The sequence below is a fragment of the Methylobacterium sp. Leaf91 genome (assembly GCF_001422815.1).
In the GTDB taxonomy this organism is placed as follows: domain Bacteria; phylum Pseudomonadota; class Alphaproteobacteria; order Rhizobiales; family Beijerinckiaceae; genus Methylobacterium.
The window spans coordinates 307,978-323,821 of the sequence record NZ_LMMP01000023.1; the positions used below are offsets into that span (position 1 = coordinate 307,978).

The 15,844-nt window shown below is 65.5% G+C and carries 18 protein-coding genes; 17 read left to right on the forward strand and 1 reads right to left on the reverse strand.

Going from position 1 to position 15,844, the window contains the following annotated elements; genetic code table 11:
• Positions 1-41: 41 nt before the first annotated feature.
• From ASF32_RS16120 to ASF32_RS16185, 14 genes are all read left to right on the forward strand, one after another.
• Positions 42-836, forward strand: a complete 795-nt coding sequence (locus ASF32_RS16120) for an MxaS protein (RefSeq protein ID WP_244478138.1) — start codon at positions 42-44, stop codon at positions 834-836.
• A gap of 8 nt (positions 837-844) precedes the next feature.
• Positions 845-1,765: a hypothetical protein gene (locus tag ASF32_RS16125; RefSeq protein WP_056430342.1), complete on the forward strand. Its 921-nt coding sequence runs from the start codon at positions 845-847 to the stop codon at positions 1,763-1,765.
• A 57-nt stretch (positions 1,766-1,822) separates the two neighbouring features.
• Entirely contained in the window at positions 1,823-2,863 is a 1,041-nt protein-coding gene (locus ASF32_RS16130) for a vWA domain-containing protein (protein ID WP_056430345.1), read from the forward strand.
• Positions 2,860-3,612: an MxaK protein gene (locus ASF32_RS16135; protein ID WP_348271048.1), complete on the forward strand. Its 753-nt coding sequence runs from the start codon at positions 2,860-2,862 to the stop codon at positions 3,610-3,612. Before ASF32_RS16130 ends, ASF32_RS16135 begins: the two co-directional genes overlap by 4 nt.
• The gene (locus tag ASF32_RS16140) at positions 3,609-4,598 is read left to right on the forward strand and encodes a vWA domain-containing protein (protein ID WP_056430347.1); all 990 of its coding nucleotides are present in this window, start codon (positions 3,609-3,611) and stop codon (positions 4,596-4,598) included. Before ASF32_RS16135 ends, ASF32_RS16140 begins: the two co-directional genes overlap by 4 nt.
• A 3-nt stretch (positions 4,599-4,601) precedes the next feature.
• Positions 4,602-5,153 carry an SRPBCC family protein gene (locus tag ASF32_RS16145; protein WP_056430350.1) on the forward strand — a complete coding sequence of 184 codons (552 nt, stop codon included), beginning with the start codon at positions 4,602-4,604 and terminating at the stop codon, positions 5,151-5,153.
• Positions 5,150-6,103 (forward strand): cytochrome D1 domain-containing protein, encoded by a 954-nt coding sequence (locus tag ASF32_RS16150; RefSeq protein WP_056430353.1) that lies wholly within the window; start codon positions 5,150-5,152, stop codon positions 6,101-6,103. Before ASF32_RS16145 ends, ASF32_RS16150 begins: the two co-directional genes overlap by 4 nt.
• The gene (locus ASF32_RS16155) at positions 6,100-6,648 is read left to right on the forward strand and encodes a hypothetical protein (protein ID WP_056430356.1); all 549 of its coding nucleotides are present in this window, start codon (positions 6,100-6,102) and stop codon (positions 6,646-6,648) included. Before ASF32_RS16150 ends, ASF32_RS16155 begins: the two co-directional genes overlap by 4 nt.
• The gene (locus tag ASF32_RS16160; protein ID WP_056430359.1) at positions 6,645-7,280 is read left to right on the forward strand and encodes a response regulator transcription factor; all 636 of its coding nucleotides are present in this window, start codon (positions 6,645-6,647) and stop codon (positions 7,278-7,280) included. The genes ASF32_RS16155 and ASF32_RS16160 overlap by 4 nt, the downstream gene beginning before the upstream one ends.
• A 159-nt stretch (positions 7,281-7,439) precedes the next feature.
• Complete coding sequence (locus ASF32_RS16165) at positions 7,440-8,762, forward strand: SLC13 family permease (RefSeq protein ID WP_056430362.1); 1,323 nt, start codon at positions 7,440-7,442, stop codon at positions 8,760-8,762.
• Positions 8,763-8,918: 156 nt separating this feature from the next.
• Positions 8,919-9,320: a succinate dehydrogenase, cytochrome b556 subunit gene (gene sdhC / locus ASF32_RS16170; RefSeq protein WP_056430365.1), complete on the forward strand. Its 402-nt coding sequence runs from the start codon at positions 8,919-8,921 to the stop codon at positions 9,318-9,320.
• Positions 9,321-9,331: 11 nt separating this feature from the next.
• Positions 9,332-9,745 carry a succinate dehydrogenase, hydrophobic membrane anchor protein gene (sdhD, locus tag ASF32_RS16175; protein WP_056430368.1) on the forward strand — a complete coding sequence of 138 codons (414 nt, stop codon included), beginning with the start codon at positions 9,332-9,334 and terminating at the stop codon, positions 9,743-9,745.
• 28 nt (positions 9,746-9,773) lie between these two features.
• Entirely contained in the window at positions 9,774-11,594 is a 1,821-nt protein-coding gene (gene sdhA / locus ASF32_RS16180; RefSeq protein ID WP_056430371.1) for a succinate dehydrogenase flavoprotein subunit, read from the forward strand.
• Positions 11,595-11,656: 62 nt separating this feature from the next.
• The gene (locus tag ASF32_RS16185) at positions 11,657-12,460 is read left to right on the forward strand and encodes a succinate dehydrogenase iron-sulfur subunit (RefSeq protein WP_056430374.1); all 804 of its coding nucleotides are present in this window, start codon (positions 11,657-11,659) and stop codon (positions 12,458-12,460) included.
• A gap of 73 nt (positions 12,461-12,533) precedes the next feature.
• On the opposite strand, the gene ASF32_RS16190 is transcribed toward ASF32_RS16185, so the two are convergent.
• Positions 12,534-12,716, reverse strand: coding sequence for a hypothetical protein (locus ASF32_RS16190; RefSeq protein ID WP_056430377.1), 183 nt, complete (start codon positions 12,714-12,716; stop codon positions 12,534-12,536).
• Positions 12,717-12,932: 216 nt separating this feature from the next.
• Between ASF32_RS16190 and ASF32_RS16195 the strand changes: the two genes are divergently transcribed.
• The 3 genes from ASF32_RS16195 (at position 12,933) to ASF32_RS25460 (ending at position 15,778) form a co-directional block, all read left to right on the forward strand.
• On the forward strand, positions 12,933-14,183 hold the full coding sequence (locus ASF32_RS16195) for a glycosyltransferase (protein WP_056430380.1): 1,251 nt from the start codon (positions 12,933-12,935) through the stop codon (positions 14,181-14,183).
• Between the two features lie 311 nt (positions 14,184-14,494).
• Complete coding sequence (locus ASF32_RS16200) at positions 14,495-14,854, forward strand: phasin (protein WP_056430384.1); 360 nt, start codon at positions 14,495-14,497, stop codon at positions 14,852-14,854.
• Positions 14,855-15,007: 153 nt separating this feature from the next.
• Positions 15,008-15,778: a hypothetical protein gene (locus tag ASF32_RS25460; protein WP_156467847.1), complete on the forward strand. Its 771-nt coding sequence runs from the start codon at positions 15,008-15,010 to the stop codon at positions 15,776-15,778.
• The last annotated feature ends 66 nt before the right edge of the window (positions 15,779-15,844 follow it).

Here is a 15,844-nt window from a genome sequence, read left to right on the forward strand (position 1 = left end):
CGGACATCGTCTATCGCCCGCGCGGCCGCGTTCCCGGCACGATGGCGGGTGCCCATCGCGGCCGCGATGCCGGCGGTCTCGGCACCTTCCGCGACCAGGTGCCGTTCCTGCGCATGCCGGATGCCCGCCGCATCGACGTCCGCGCCACCCTGCGCGATCCGTTCGAAGGCACCTATGTCCGGCGGTTCGAGAGCCGCACGGCGCTCGAAATCTGGGCACTGGTCGATCTCACCGCCTCCATGCGCTTCTCCGGCGAGGCGGACAGGATGGGGCTCGTCTCGTCCTTCTGCGGCTGCCTCGCCGCCTCGGCCACGCGCATCGGGGACGCTTTCGGCCTGCTCGGCTGCGATGCCACCCTGCGGGAGGACGTGTTCCTGCCCGCGAGCCGTCGCCGCAGCATTGCCGGCGACGTCGTCTCCAGGCTGATGGACGCCGCCTGTACCGGCGACCGCGCGGACGGGATGGGGCAGGCGGCCCGCCGCCTCGTCGGCCGTCCCAAGATCGTGTTCCTGGTCTCCGATTTCCGCTGGCCGGAGGCACTCATTACCGAGACCTTCGCGAGCCTGTCGGGCCACGACCTCGTGCCGGTGGTCCTAGCTGATGCTGCCGAGAAAGACGGCCTGCCCGAATGGGGCCTGATGGAACTCGACGATCTCGAAGGTGCCGGCCGCCGCGTGGTCTTCATGCGCCCGAGCCTGCGCCGCCGCTGGATCGCGCGCGAAGCGGAGCGGGCGGAGACCCTGCGCCGGATCGCCTCCACCTATGGGCGACCGCCTTTCCGCCTCGCGGGCCGCTTCGACCCGGACGCGATCAGCCGTCACCTCCTGGCGAGTTGAGGCATCCCATGCGCCGCCTCGCCCCGCTCCTGTTCTTGCTCTGCTCGTCGCTCGCCGCCCAGTCCCAGGTGCGGACCGTCGAGGTGCGCACGCCGCGCCCGTTCGGCTACTTCCTCGGCGATCTCGTCCGCGCCCAGGTCGATATCGTGGTCGAGCCGGGCTTTGCCCTGCAGGCCGCCTCGCTGCCCCAGCCCGGCGCGATCACCTATTGGCTCGACCTTCGCACCGTCGCGGTCACGCAGGCATCCGTGGGCGGCGGCAGCCGGGTGCGCCTCGATCTCACCTACCAGAACTTCTACGCCGCCCTCGATGCCCGCGCCCTGGAGATCCCCGGTTTCGTCGTCACCTTCGTGAGCGAGACGGACACGGGCGCGACCACGGCCAAGGCCCAGGTTCCGCCGTGGTCGTTCAACATCTCGCCCCTGCGCGAGGTCCAGCCGCCGGCTCAGGAAGACCCGAGGAACTACCTGCGTCCGGACGGGCGGGTCGCCTCCCTCGACACGCAACCCCTCGTCGTCGGCGGCGCCGGCTTCATGGCCATGGCCCTTCTGGCCTTCGCCGGCCTTACCTGGGACCGGACATGGTGGCCCTTCGCCAAGCGCGAAGGACGCGCCTTCGCGGCGTGCCTGCGCCGCCTGCGCGTCCTCGCCGGACGGAGGGAGGACGAGGCGGCCTACGAGACCGCGCTTCTCGCGCTTCACCGGGCGCTGGACGAGACCGACGGGCGCCGGGTCCTGGCCGACGACCTGCCGGCCTTCCTCATCCGCCATCCCGCCTATGCGCGGGAACGGGCCGGCCTCGCCGCCTTCCTCGACGCGTCGCGTCACAGCTTCTTCGGACCCGGTCCGGCCGCCACCATGCAGCGTCTGCCCTTGGCCGACATCGTCGCCCTGACCCGGAAACTCACCGCCATAGAGCGGGAATCATGAACGAGCCGAAAGCCCGTCCGATGGCGGTCGAAGCATGGGTCTGATGGCGGTGGTGTCATGCGCCTGATGGCGGATTTTCCCTGGGTCTTGTGGCTGCTGCCGCTGGCGCTGCTGCCGCTCGCCGCGTCGAGCCAGCGGGTCACTCCGCTGTCCAGCATCGCGGCCAGCCCCGTCGACGGCCTGTCGCGCCTCATCGGCTGGAGCCTGCGCGCGGCCGGAATCCTCGCCATCGGCGGCCTCGTCGTCGCCCTGTCAGGTCCCTATCGCCAGGGCGAGACCATCACCCGGACGGGCATCGGGGCCCAGGTCTCGATCCTGGTCGATCGCTCGGGAAGCATGAACGAGACCTTCGCCGGGATGCAGCCCTCCGGTGCCGAGGAATCGAAGGCGGCGGCCTCGCGCCGGCTGCTCGGCGAGTTCGTCGGCAGCCGCGCCCATGACCAGTTCGCCGTCTCGGCCTTCTCCACGGCCCCCATGCTCGTGGTGCCGATGACCGACCGGCACGAGGCGGTCCGCGCGGCCATCGCCGCCATCGACCGGCCGGGCCTCGACTACACCAACGTGGCGCGCGGCCTCGGCATGGCCCTCTCGCAGTTCGGCGCCAGTACCGCCAACGTCTCGCGCGCCCTGCTCATCGTCTCGGACGGCGCTGCGGTGATCGATCCCCGCGTCCAGGGGACGTTGCGCGCCGAATTCGCGCGACTTCGCCCGAACCTCTACTGGCTTTTCCTGCGGACGAAGGGCTCGCCCTCCATCTCCGACCGGCCATCGGGCGAGGACACCCCTCAGGCCGCGCCCGAACGTCATCTCGATCTGTTCTTCAAGAGCCTCGGCATCCCCTACCGCGCCTTCGAGGCCGAGGGCGCCGAGGCGGTGGCCGATGCCATCGGCCAGATCGAGCGCCTTGAGCGCGACCCGATCCCCTATATCGAGCAGCGGCCACGGCGCGACCTCGCGGGATGGGCCTATGGAATCAGCCTGTTAGGCTTGATTCTGCTCGTCGCGGCCAAGCTCGCCGAGGCGGATCTCAGCTTGCGCCGGCCGGTGGTTTCCGCCTCCGCCGCGCCGGCTCCCCAGCCGCAGAGGCTCGCCGCATGAAGGCGTTTGTGAAACCAATATCGCCGCAGCGCGCCAACCCTCCCCCCTCTGCGGGGGAGGGTGGTCGCGGAGCGACCGGGAGAGGGGGCGACCTCACCGGACAGCGCGCTCCCCTCTCCCGACCCTCGCTGACGCGAGGGCCACCCTCTCCCGCAGAGGGGGGAGGGGGAGCCGGTGCCGGACTGGGCGACGCCCTGCGCCGCGCCCGCCCGCACCTCCTCCTCGCCCTGCCAATCCTCCTGCTTCTCGTGGCCCTCGGCTTCGGCGCGGCGGCCTGGCGGGCAGCGCGCGACAATGCTGCGATCGCGGCTCTGGTAGCTGGCCGGGACGTTCCCGTTTCCCTCGACGCGCCGGCTCAGCTCCTGCTGGCGCGGGTGCAGCATCTCGCCCGTCGCGGCGTGACCGAGGAGATCGAGCCGCTGATCGAATCCCTCGACCGCCGGGGCGAGACCGACCTCTCCGCTCGCGCCCGTTATGCGCTCGGCAATGCCCGCCTGCGCCAAGCCTTCGACCATCTGGAACGGAGCAACCTCGATCCGGCCGGACCGCTCATCACCTTGGCCCGTCAGGATTATCGGCGCGCGCTCCAGGGCCGGCCGGACCTCTGGGACGCCAAGTTCAACCTCGACGTAGCCTCGCGCCTGCTCCGCGACTTCCCGGAATTCGACCGAAAGACCGGCGACGAACTGAAGGCCGAACCGAAGAAGATCTGGACCGAAATCCCCGGCCAGCCGCGGGGCGAGCCGTGAGCGCGCCCGGCCTCGTCCGGCGAAACCTGCGGGACCGGCGGTTCCAACTCCTGGCCGCCGCACTGGCTCTGGTGGCGCTAACCTTCGTGGCTCGCCCCCTTCCGCTGACCCGCAATGGCGTCGAGATTCTGGCGGTCCTCGACATCACCGGCAGCATGAACGTCCGCGATTACGTCGGGGCGGACGGCAAACCGCAGAGCCGTCTGGAGACGGCGAAGGCCGCCTTACGCGAACTCGTCACCTCGCTGCCCTGCGGGTCGCGGGTGGCACTGGGCCTGTTCACCGAGCGCCGGCCGTTCCTGCTGTTCACCCCCATCGAAGTCTGCGCCGATTTCGCCCCCTTGGACGGTGCGCTGGACGCCCTGGATTGGCGCATGGCCTGGGAAGGCGACAGCCGGATCTCGGCGGGGCTGTTCCGCTCGGTGGAAATGGCGGCCAGTCTCGGCACCGACCTCGTCTTCATCACCGATGGCCACGAAGCGCCGCCCCTGCCCAGCACCGGCGGACCCGCCTTCGACGGCAAGCCGGGCGCTGTGCGCGGCCTCATCGTCGGAGCGGGGGCCTACGCCCTGTCGCCGATCCCACGCTACAACGATCGCGGCCGCGAGACCGGATTCTATGGCTCGGGCGACGTCCAGCAGGAGAACCGGTTCGGCCCGCCCCCCGCCGATGCCGAGAGCCGCGAGGGCTACAACCCGCGCAACGCCCCCTTCGGCGCTGCGGCGGCCTCCGGCACCGAGCATCTCTCCTCGGTGCGGGAGCCCTACCTCAAGACCCTCGCTCAGGCGACGGGCCTGACCTACGCCCATCTCGACGGCCCTGCCGGGGTCGGCCCCGCGCTGGTCCGCGCGGCGACCCCGCGCCCGCTCCCGGGCAGCCTCGACCTGCGCCCCGTCTTCGGCGGGATCGCCCTCGCGCTGATCCTTGCCGTTTTCGCCGCCCCTCTGTTCGGGGCCGGCCGTTTTGTCCTGGTAAAAAAGGTCTGATCGATGCGTTTTGCCCTGCCGTCCGCGTTCCTCGCTCCCCTGGCAGCCACCGCCTTCCTCGCAACCACGGCTCTCGCGCACGGCCCGACGCCGCAGAAGGTGGACCAGTCCATCGCCATCGCGGCAAAGCCCGATGCCGTCTGGGCCGTGGTCGGCGACTTCGCCGGCATCTCGAACTGGCATCCGGACGTGGCGAAAAGCGTCGGCACCGGCGGCAACGCCTCGGGCGGCCGTCGCACGCTGACCCTGAAGAACGGTGGCACCCTCGATGAAGGCCTCGACGAGTGGGACGCGGCCAAGCGCAGCTATTCCTACCGACTCGGCGACGCCGACCTGAAGGCGCTGCCGGTCTCCTCCTACTCGGCGACGATCACCGTCTCGCCGGACGGCGAGGGCTCGAAGGTCGAGTGGCTCGGCCGCTTCTATCGCGGCGACACCGGCAACGAGCCGCCGGAGGAGCTCAGCGACGCCGCCGGCAAGGATGCGATGAACCTCTATTTCAGCAACGGGCTCAAGGGCCTGAAGGCGCGCCTGGAGGGCAAGACGGCGCGATGAATCCTTTGCGCCCGATGCTCCTTGCCGGTCTCGTCCTGACGCTCTCCAACCCTCGGGTGGAGGCCGGGCCCGTCTATGTGGCGAGCCAGGGAGCCGGGACGCTGAGCCGCATCGAGGCCGGGGCCACCACGGTCGCGGCCACCATCGCGGTAGGGCAGGGGATCGCGCAGGTGGCGGCCGGACCGAACGGCCGCCTCTACCTGAGTCAACCGGACCACGCGGGGATCGACGTGGTCGACGGGCGAACCCGTGTGGTCCTGCGGCGCCTGCCGTTTCCCGGACAGGCCTTCGGCATCGCCGCCTCGGCGGATGGCGAGAGCCTCTTCGTCGGCGACTGGGCCGGGGGACGGGTGGTCCGCCTCTCCGCATCGACGGGCGCCGTCGAGGGCGACTGCCCCGTGGGCAAGGACCCGGCCGGCCTCGTCCTCGATCGGCGGGGCCGCCTCTACGTGGCCGACCGCGAGAGCAGGCAGGTGAGTGTCATCGATACCGCGCGCATGGAGCGGGTGGCGACGGTGCCGGTGGGCGAGGGACCGTTCGCCCTCGGGCTGAGCCCCGGCGAAGACAGGCTCTACGTGGGCAATGTGCGTAGCGGCGACCTCAGCGTCGTCGACACGGGCAGCTTGACGGTGACGAACACCGTGAAGATCGGCGGGATGCCCTACGGCGTCGCGACCAGCGAGGATGGCAGCCTCGTCCTCGTCACCAACCAGCAGGCGGGCACCGTAGCGGTGCTCGACTCGGTCAGCCTCGGACTCAAGGCGACGATCCCGGTCGGGCGCTACCCGGAAGGCATCGCCGTCGATGGGGCCTTCGCCTATGTGGCGAACTGGTTTTCGGATTCGGTCTCGGTCATCGACCTGAAGTCGTTGAAGGAAACCGCCCGCATCCCCTTGGCAGAGGGGCCCCGCAGCCTCGCCGTCGGCTCGAACCCGGAGGCGGTGCGATGAAACGGGTCACACGCGCGATCCTGTGCCTTCCCCTCGCCCTGGCGGCCTGCGACAAGGGTGACGAGGCCGGCGGCGAGGCCGCGAGCACCGAGGATCAGGCCCTCGTCGCCACGAAATCGGACGCCGACGTTCCAACCTGGCTTTCGCATACGGACCCGACCGAGCCGGCCCGGTGGCTCGCGAGCCGCGAGATCGGCAGGCCCGCCGCGGAGGTGGGCTCGCAGACAGAGCATCTCCGCCACAGCCTCGCTCGCGCCAAGGAGGTCTTCATTGAGGATCCGCGCATGATGGCCAACCGCATCGTCCAGCTCGGCGAGATGCTGGCCGAGGCGGGAAAGCCCGAACCCTATGCCGATCTTCTCGACGGGCTGGAGGAGGTCGCCGCCGCCACCCACCGCAAGCAGCTCTTCGGCGAGATGTGCCAGCACTATTACAACACCCGCCAGCAGGGAGCCGACCGGGCGACGACTCTGGCGAGGCTGAAGGAGCGTTACTCGCTCCAGGGCGAGGGACGAGCCCCCCGTGAACGGGAGAACCGGCAATGACGGCCGTCCTCGTCGTGGACGATCATCCCGTGGTCCTGCGCGGCTTCCGGCGCCTCATGGAGGATGCGGGCGTCGAGACGATCCATGAGGCCACGGACATCATGTCCGCGTATCGGATCTTCCACCGCCTGCGCCCGCAGATGGTAGTCGCCGACCTCAGCCTGCAGGGCGAGGGATTGTCCGGCCTGTCGCTGATCCGGCGCATCCATAATCTCGCGCGGGACACGCGGATCCTCGCCTTCAGCATGCACAACGACCCGATCATCGTCTCGCGCGCCCTGGAAAGCGGCGCCATCGGCTACGTCTTCAAGGATGTTCGGACAGCGGAATTCCTCAGGGCCTTCGAAGCGGTACGCGCCGGGCGTAGCTACCTCGATCACGACCTCGCCGTGGAGATTGCAGTGCTGCAGGCCGGAGCCCGTCGCTCGCCCCTGGCTGATCTGAGCAGTCGCGAGCGCGAAATCCTTTCGCTCCTCAGCCGCGGCACCTCGTATCAAAGCATCGCCGACGCGCTATCTATCAAGTACCGAACGGTTCTCAACACCTGCTCCGCCATGCGTCAGAAGCTTGGCGTCAGCACACTGGCAGATCTCATTCGTATCGCGGTAGATCAGGAAAATCGATTGCGCTGAACAATGGTCTGAGACCCATGCAGCGTGACGATCCTTCGCCTTTGGCGAAGGATCGGTCAGCGATATCCGAATTGCGAACCACTCCAATTCGAGAGCACTGTCCCCTCCGACGATACCGGGCAACCGCTTTTCACAGCCCGAGCGGAGCGTTCCCGGCAGATGCAGGCGGCGACCACCCTGACAGGCGATTGGACGATGGTCGTCACCGAGCTGTTGCTCGCCGTCTGCATGGGTCTGTGGGCAAGTGGCATCGTGGCCGAAGTGGTAACGGCGATGATGTTCTTCGCCGCAGCCATGCTTTTCAAGCTCGCTCCCGCAGCGACGGTCTTTTCTGGCTTCTCATCATCCGCTTTCTGGCTCGTTCTGAGCGGGATGGTAGTCGGTCTCGCGATCACCCGGACAGGCCTTGGCACTCGCTTGGCGCGAAGCCTCGCGGGCCGGCTGACCGGATCCTATACCGGCTTTGTAGCGGTCATCGTCACCCTGTCATTTGCCCTTGCCTTCGTCATGCCGTCCAATCTCGGGCGCATCGCCCTGTTGATCCCGGTGGTTCTGGCCCTTTGTGATGCATTCGGCCTGGAGCCTGGCCGCCCCGGGCGAAACGGCGCGGTCCTCGCCGTAGCCCTGGCGACACCATTGCTCTCAGCGGCGATCCTCCCCGCCAACGTCCCCAACCTGGTCATGGCTGGCACGGCGGAGACCCAATACGGCCTGCATGTCGGCTACCTGCCCTATCTGCTGCTCCACGCGCCGATCCTCGCCGGTGTGAAGGGGATCCTTCTGGTGGCTGTCATCGTGCGCCTTTTTCCAGACCGGATGAGCCCAGCCACCATCGGTATCGGCGAGACAGGACCAGCTTTTTCCGCGCCGGAAGTGCGATTGACGATCATCCTGGCACTGACGCTGGGTTTCTGGGTGACGGACAGCCTTCACCATATCGCCCCGGCCTGGATCGGGCTGATCGCAGCAGTGATCTGCCTCCTGCCGCGCGTCGGCGTCCTTCCGGCGGAAGCCTTTGGCGCAGTGAACCTGAGAACCTGCTTCTACGTGGCCGCTCTCCTCGGGCTGGTCGCCGTGATCAATGAGACGGGTCTCGGCGCCCGGCTAGGCCATGTCCTACTTGCCGTAGCTCCGCTGGAACACGGAGCATCGGCACAGAATTTCGGCGTGCTGACGATCGTTGCGGCGCTCTTTGCCATCGTCGTCACAGCCAACGGCGCTCCCGCCCTCTACACGGCCTTGGCCGGTGAGATGTCCCGCGCGAGCGGTCTGGACCTCGCGAGCGTGGTGATGATCCAGGTCGTCGGATACTCGACCCTGTTCCTTCCCTACCAGGCTCCGCCCATCGTGATGGCAATGGATCTCGGCCGGGTACCGCTCCGATCGGCGACCATTCTGACGCTCGTAGTCGGTCTGTCGTCACTGCTCATTGTAACGCCGCTCGACTACCTCTGGTGGCGTATTCTCGGCCAGATTCCATGAGGACGAGCCGAATGACGATCATGTGAGTGTGTCACACCGCAATGCACATCTAACCGGCTTGCGCATTGGCGCATGGCCCTTACCCCTTTAGAGACGGTCCAATCTGAGCAGCATACCTGCTGGCATTGGCCCCAAAGTGCCGAGGACTTTCGCAGAATGGCCCCCACCGTCAGACCCACGATCGCGCAGCCGCTCTCGCCCTTTCTCCAGATCTACCGCTGGACCTGGACCATGGCGATGTCGGTGTTCCATCGCGTCACCGGTACCGCTCTCTACGGTGGAACCGCCCTGGTAGCGATTTGGCTTGTCGCACTTGCCTCCGGCTCGGCTGCGTACGGCTGGGTCGCTTGGTTCTTCGGCTCCATCATCGGGAAGCTGGTCCTCTTCGCCTACACCTGGATCCTGATGCACCACATGCTCGGTGGCCTGCGCCATTTCATCTGGGATTTTGGCTACGGCTTCGACCGTGAGCAGCGGTTGGGTCTGGCTCGCGCGACCCTCATCGGCTCCGTGATCCTGACCGTCCTCATCTGGGCGCTCGCCCTCGTCCTGCGCTGAGGAGCGACTCCATGGTAGACAACCGTCAGAACACGAACGTGACGATGCGTACCCCGCGTGCGCGGGTGAAGGGTCTCGGCGCCTCCGGCCACGGCGCAGGGCATTTTTGGCAGCAGCGACTGACCGCCGCCACCAACGCGCCTTTGATGCTCGGCTTTGTCGTCATCGTCGCAATGATGGCCAATCGGCCTTACCCCGAGGCGGTCGCGCTGATGTCGCACCCGCTCGTTGCACTCGTTCTCATCCTCGCCGTGATCTCGGTCACGCTCCACATGAGGATCGGCATGCAGGTCATCATCGAGGATTACGTCCACGACAAGGGACTGAAATTCCTGAGCCTGTTCGCCAACAATGCCTATGCGGTCGTCGTCGCCGTTGCCTGCCTCTACGCGATCCTCCGCGTGAGCCTCGGCAAGCTCGTCTGACCCGCCCACGAACCCGAAGGATCTGCGCATGGCCACCAACGGAACCAGCGGCAACGGCGCGCCCGCCTATTCCATCATCGACCACACCTTCGACGTGGTGATCGTCGGCGCCGGCGGGGCCGGTCTTCGCGCCACGGTGGGCTGCTCTCAGGCTGGTCTCCGCACGGCCTGCATCTCGAAGGTTTTCCCGACCCGCTCGCATACCGTGGCGGCGCAGGGAGGAATCTCTGCCTCCCTTGGAAATATGGGCGCAGACGATTGGCGCTGGCACATGTACGACACCGTGAAGGGGTCGGACTGGCTCGGCGATCAGGATGCCATCGAGTACCTCGTGCGTAATGCGCCCGCCGCCGTCTATGAACTGGAGCATTGGGGCGTCCCCTTCTCCCGCACCGAGGAAGGCAAAATCTATCAGCGCCCCTTCGGCGGCATGACCACCGATTACGGCAAAGGCACCGCACAGCGCACCTGCGCGGCGGCCGACCGCACCGGCCACGCCATGCTCCATACGCTTTATGGGCAGGCGGTGAAGAACCACACCAACTTCTTCATCGAGTACTTTGCCCTCGACCTCATCATGGACGAGGAGGGCCGTTGCCTCGGCGTCATCGCCATCGATCAGGCCTCGGGTGAAATCCACCGTTTCCGTGCCCAGATGACCATCCTGGCCACCGGCGGCTACGGACGCTCGTATTTCTCGGCAACCTCGGCCCATACCTGTACGGGTGACGGCAACGCGATGGTGCTACGCGCCGGCCTTCCGCTGCAGGACATGGAATTCGTGCAGTTCCATCCTACCGGTATCTATGGCGCCGGCTGCCTCATCACCGAGGGTGCCCGCGGCGAGGGTGGCTACCTGACCAATTCCGAGGGCGAGCGCTTCATGGAGCGCTATGCTCCAAGCGCGAAGGACCTCGCCTCGCGCGACGTGGTCTCACGCTCGATGACCATGGAGATCCGGGCCGGGCGCGGCGTCGGTAAGTCAAACGACCACATATATCTCCATCTCGACCATCTCGACCCGGCGATTCTGCATCAGCGCCTGCCGGGCATCTCAGAATCTGCCAAAATCTTCGCAGGCGTCGACGTCACCAAGGAGCCGATCCCGGTCCTGCCGACCGTACATTACAACATGGGCGGCATCCCGACGAACTATCACGGCGAGGTACTGACCTTGAAGAACGGCAACCCCGACACGGTGGTGCCGGGCCTGATGGCGTTGGGTGAAGCTGCCTGCGTCTCGGTGCACGGCGCCAACCGTCTCGGCTCGAACTCCCTCATCGACTTGGTGGTGTTCGGCCGCGCAGCCGGCCTACGCTGCGCCGAGATCGTCGAGCCGGGCCGTCGCCAGATGGACCTGCCTAAGGATTCGGCCGACAAGGCGCTCGGTCGTCTCGACCGCTTCCGATATGCTGATGGCGGCACGCCGACGGCGGAACTGCGCGCCGAAATGCAGAAGACCATGCAGAACAACTGCGCGGTCTTCCGCACCGGCGAGGTTCTGGAAGAAGGCAAGGCTCTGATCCATAAGGTCTGGCAAGGCGAAGCCGACATCAAGATCACCGATCGCTCGCTGATCTGGAACACCGACCTGCTCGAGACGCTCGAGTTCGATAATCTGATCGGTCAAGCCGTTGTCACCATGGAATCGGCTGCCAACCGCAAGGAAAGCCGCGGCGCTCATGCTCGCGAGGACTATCCCGATCGTGACGACAAGGAATGGATGAAGCACACGCTGTCGTGGCTAGACGACAAATCTCAGCAGGTGAACATCGATTACCGTCCGGTCCACACCTACACCATGTCTAACGAGATCCAATACATCGAGCCGAAGGCTCGCGTTTACTAGGAAAGCGGCTGCGGTCGCTCCCGACGATGGTACTCACGAGACGGATTTAGGCACGCCGAACCATGGCCCAATTCAACCTACCCAAGAACTCCCGGATTACCGAGGGCAAGACCTGGCCTCGGCCGACCGGGGGCAACAACCTTCAGGAATTCCGGATCTATCGCTGGAATCCGGATGACGGCGCCAACCCGCGTGTCGACGTCTATCAAGTCGATCGCGACGATTGCGGGCCGATGGTTCTCGACGCCCTCCTGTGGATCAAGGCCAAGGTCGATTCGACGTTGGTGTTCCGCCGCTCCTGCCGTGAGGGTATCTGCGGCTCCTGCGCTATGAATATCGAGGGTCAGAACGCGCTCGCCTGCACGATGGGCATCGATGAATGCCAGGAGCATGCGAAGGGTAAGAAGACCGGCGCAGTGCGGATCTACCCGCTCCCGCACATGCCGGTCCTCAAGGATCTGGTACCCGACCTGACCAACTTTTTTGCTCAGCATGCCTCGGTCGAGCCCTGGCTCCAAACCGAGACACCGGCCCCCGAAGGTGAGTGGAAGCAGACCCCGGAGGACCGTGCCCAACTCGATGGTCTCTACGAATGTATCCTGTGCGCTTGCTGCACCACGTCCTGCCCAAGCTATTGGTGGAACGGCGACCGCTTCCTGGGTCCCGCTGCGCTTCTACAGGCCTATCGCTGGCTCATCGACAGCCGTGACGAGAACACCGGCGAGCGTCTCGACGCTCTTCACGACCCGTTCCGGCTTTATCGCTGCCATACGATCATGAATTGTGCCAATGCCTGCCCGAAAAGCCTCAATCCCGCTAAGGCCATCGCTGAGATCAAAAAGATGATGGTGTCGCGCGAAATCTGATACCTGAGCCCACGACACCGAACCGCTACCAAAGCCGAGATGCCCAACATCTCGGCTTTGGTTATTCGTAGCCCTATTTCGTGATTTTTACCGAGACCGGATCGCTTGAAGGAAAGGTCTCCTCCAACGCTTCATCGAGTCGTTCGCTCATCTCATCCTGGTTATTACCGGGATTCGTCTTGTCACCGCCGCGCGCCGGGTCAACGCGAGGTTTCTCGTCGGCATCGGACGTGGCTTTTGGCTTCGGGTCGGACATCAGCGTCTCCTGGTGCTTGCCCGGTCATCACCGGGGTTGCGCATTCACCTCGATCAACGCGGATGGGACGACGCCCGATCCCTTTCATCGCTGGCGGTACGGCGGCTCGTCTGTGCGACGGTGGCGTTTACCGGACATGAGTCGATCGTCGCTACCCTGGCCATACCGGCCGGAGCCTCATGGGATCCTCGAGCTGGCCGAGGGATCGGGCGCGCCATGCATATCGTGATCCTCGCCGAGTTCGCCGTAGCGAGTGGCGGTGCTGAGAAAGTGGCGGTCGAATCTGCGCACGGCCTCGCTAAGGCGGGGATCGACATTACCTACATCCAAGCCATCGACGGCGCGGTGGATCCGTTACTCGATCATCCGAACATCCGGCACATTACCCTCGGTAACGCAGACATCTGGAGTCGCCCCCCTATGGGGGCGGCCTTGTCTGGCCTTTGGAATTGGCAATCCGCCATACGCCTGCGCTCCATACTGGGCAGCCTCCCAAGGCCAGCAGACGTTATCCACCTGCATCAATGGACCCGGAGCCTCTCACCCAGCGTGTTCCCTGTCTTATTCGACAGCGGTGTCCCCGTGGCGGTGACGTTGCACGATTACTTTCTTTCCTGCCCCAACGGCGTCTATTACCGGTTCGACCAGGATCGCCCATGTGGACTGAAGCCACTCTCAAAGTCCTGTGTCGTAGCGCCTTGCGATCCGAGGAGCCGCTTTCACAAGGCCATCCGGGTAGGGCGAAGCGTCGTTCAAAGCCGTGCCTTGCGACGGCGCCATCTCGATCTGGTTCATGTCTGCGATGCCAGCCTCCGCCGCGCTGACGATCTGCAAGGCTCGTTCTCCGTGACGCATCATCGGGTCGACAATCCCGTCCGGGTGGAAAGGGGAGTACGGGCCAACCCGGCTGGGGCGGCAGCTATTGCCTATGTAGGTCGCCTGACGCGCGAGAAAGGCGCGGACCTCGTCGCCGAGGCAGCACGCGATGCCGGCATGCCGGCCCTCTTCATCGGAACTGGACCATTAGAGGCGGAACTAAGCGTGCAGCCGCATGTGGAAATGCTGGGATGGCGCTCTCCCGACGAGGTATGGACCATCCTTGCTCAACGTGCGCGTGCCGTGGCCGCGCCGTCCCGGTGGTACGAGACGGGACCTCTCACCGTCTACGAGGCCTTGGCGACCGGGCTTCCTGTCATCGCGTCAGACCGCTCCGGTGCCGCCGAGAAAGTCGTCAACGGCGTTACCGGTTATGTAGTCGCACCGGAGCGTACAACCCTCGCGGCGGCTTTCCGAAATCTCGACGCGATGACAGCGGAGACGCTCGGGCGTTCCGCTCACGCTAGATATTGGAACGCGCCGATGTCGATTGACGCCCATGCCGATGCACTTGTCCGCCTCTATCGAAGGATCACCCGAAACGTATCGCCTGCAACGCCCGATGTCTTAGAAACACCAAGTCATCGATAGCTGCAGAAAACCTGTGCGTCGGCTCCCACGTGAGACCCATCGAAAAGGATCATCCTCAAGCCCAACATGCTCAACACAGCCGCCAATGAGTCGTTACTGCGGACGTCATATTTCACAATTCCTAACTTGCTGGCCTACATTGCATGCTCAGATCCTTCGGCATCCCGCTAATTTGAATCCAACACCGGGATGGCACTGCTACTGGTGGGCTCCCGCTAAACGCCCCATCTTGACTTCCATATTGCACCGCAACATATCGATAGTGCGGCGCGTCATCCCGTGTCGCCACCGCTCATTCAGAGAGGAACGACATGAACGCGCCAACCTACGAAATTCCTGCCGAGCTTCGCGACTTCGCGGAAAAGAGCGTCGGTCAGGCCCGGACTGCCGTGAGCAGTCTGCTCGGCACGGTCGTCAAATCCGCCGTACAGCTTCAGACCTCGTCCAACACGGTGCATGAGACGATCCAGTCCGTGATCGCCAAGGGCCTTGACCAAGTCCAGGCGAATGCAAGCTCGACGTTCGACTTCGCTCAAAAGCTGGTGCGTACCCGCGACGTGAAGGAAGCGTTCGAGTTGCAGAGCGCGTTCCTGCACAGCCAGATTGCCGCGATTCAGACCCAGGCCAAGGATCTCGGCGCCCTGGCGCAGAAAGCGACCAAAGGCGCCTGAATTTGCCTCAATGCGCGGACTGGCCGATTGCCGGTTCGCGCGCAAACCGGAGAAGCGGTATGGTGTCGGCGCAGTAAATGCGGTCCAACTGGAGTTCCGGCATGAACCGCGGAGGGTGCCGACCGGTACCTGGCGATGCATGTCCGACGATGGATGAAGGGGACGCGAATCATGGCAATACGCCGACCAGCACGCTCCGTAGAGCGCCCCAAAAGTAAAGCCAATCGATCGACCCGGCCTGCCAATGCGGACGCCGCTCCGACGACAGCCGAAGCGCCGGATATCGTAACGAAGTCGCTCGAGGTTGCTCCGACCTATCAATCGTCGAGTATCGATTCTGCCTTGGTCGGGGCATCTCTGCCTGACGGCTCTACCCCGGTCATCGCGCCCCTGTTGGAGACCGTGTCTTCAGATGCTTTGACGGCCGGACAGTCTGTGACGGAGCTCCATTCCGGCATAGCAGAGACGCTCGCGGAGGATGGGGCATCCGAAGTCCACGCGCCTGCCGCCGTAAACGTATCCAACGCCGCGCAAGATGATGCGCCAGGACATGCCGGCGATGGCGAGGCGCGAACGGAGCACGAGGCGGAACTCGCATCTCTCCTGCCTGCCGAGATTGAGAGTGCGATCGCCTCGGCGAAAGATCTTGCCGCGCAGTCGCCAACCATTGAGGCCCCCTCGGCATTGAAGGAAATAACCGCCGCCAACGATACGTTGGCGACCTATGTCCGCAACGAGAGCATTGCCACTCTTGCGCATTGGCGTGCCTTATCGGCTGCAAAGAGCCCCGCTGATGCTCTCCGTCTCCAAGTGAATGAAATGCAACGGGCAGCCGACGCCTCTCTCAGCTGCATTGCGAGTCTTGCCCGCCGCGCGGGCCGCATCGCCGACACGCTTCGACGCCCCGGACACCCCTCGCGCTGACGCCCCGGCGCGTCTAGATATCTCGGATTCCGCAGCGGCTCCGCTGTCTGCGCCTACCATCCGGGA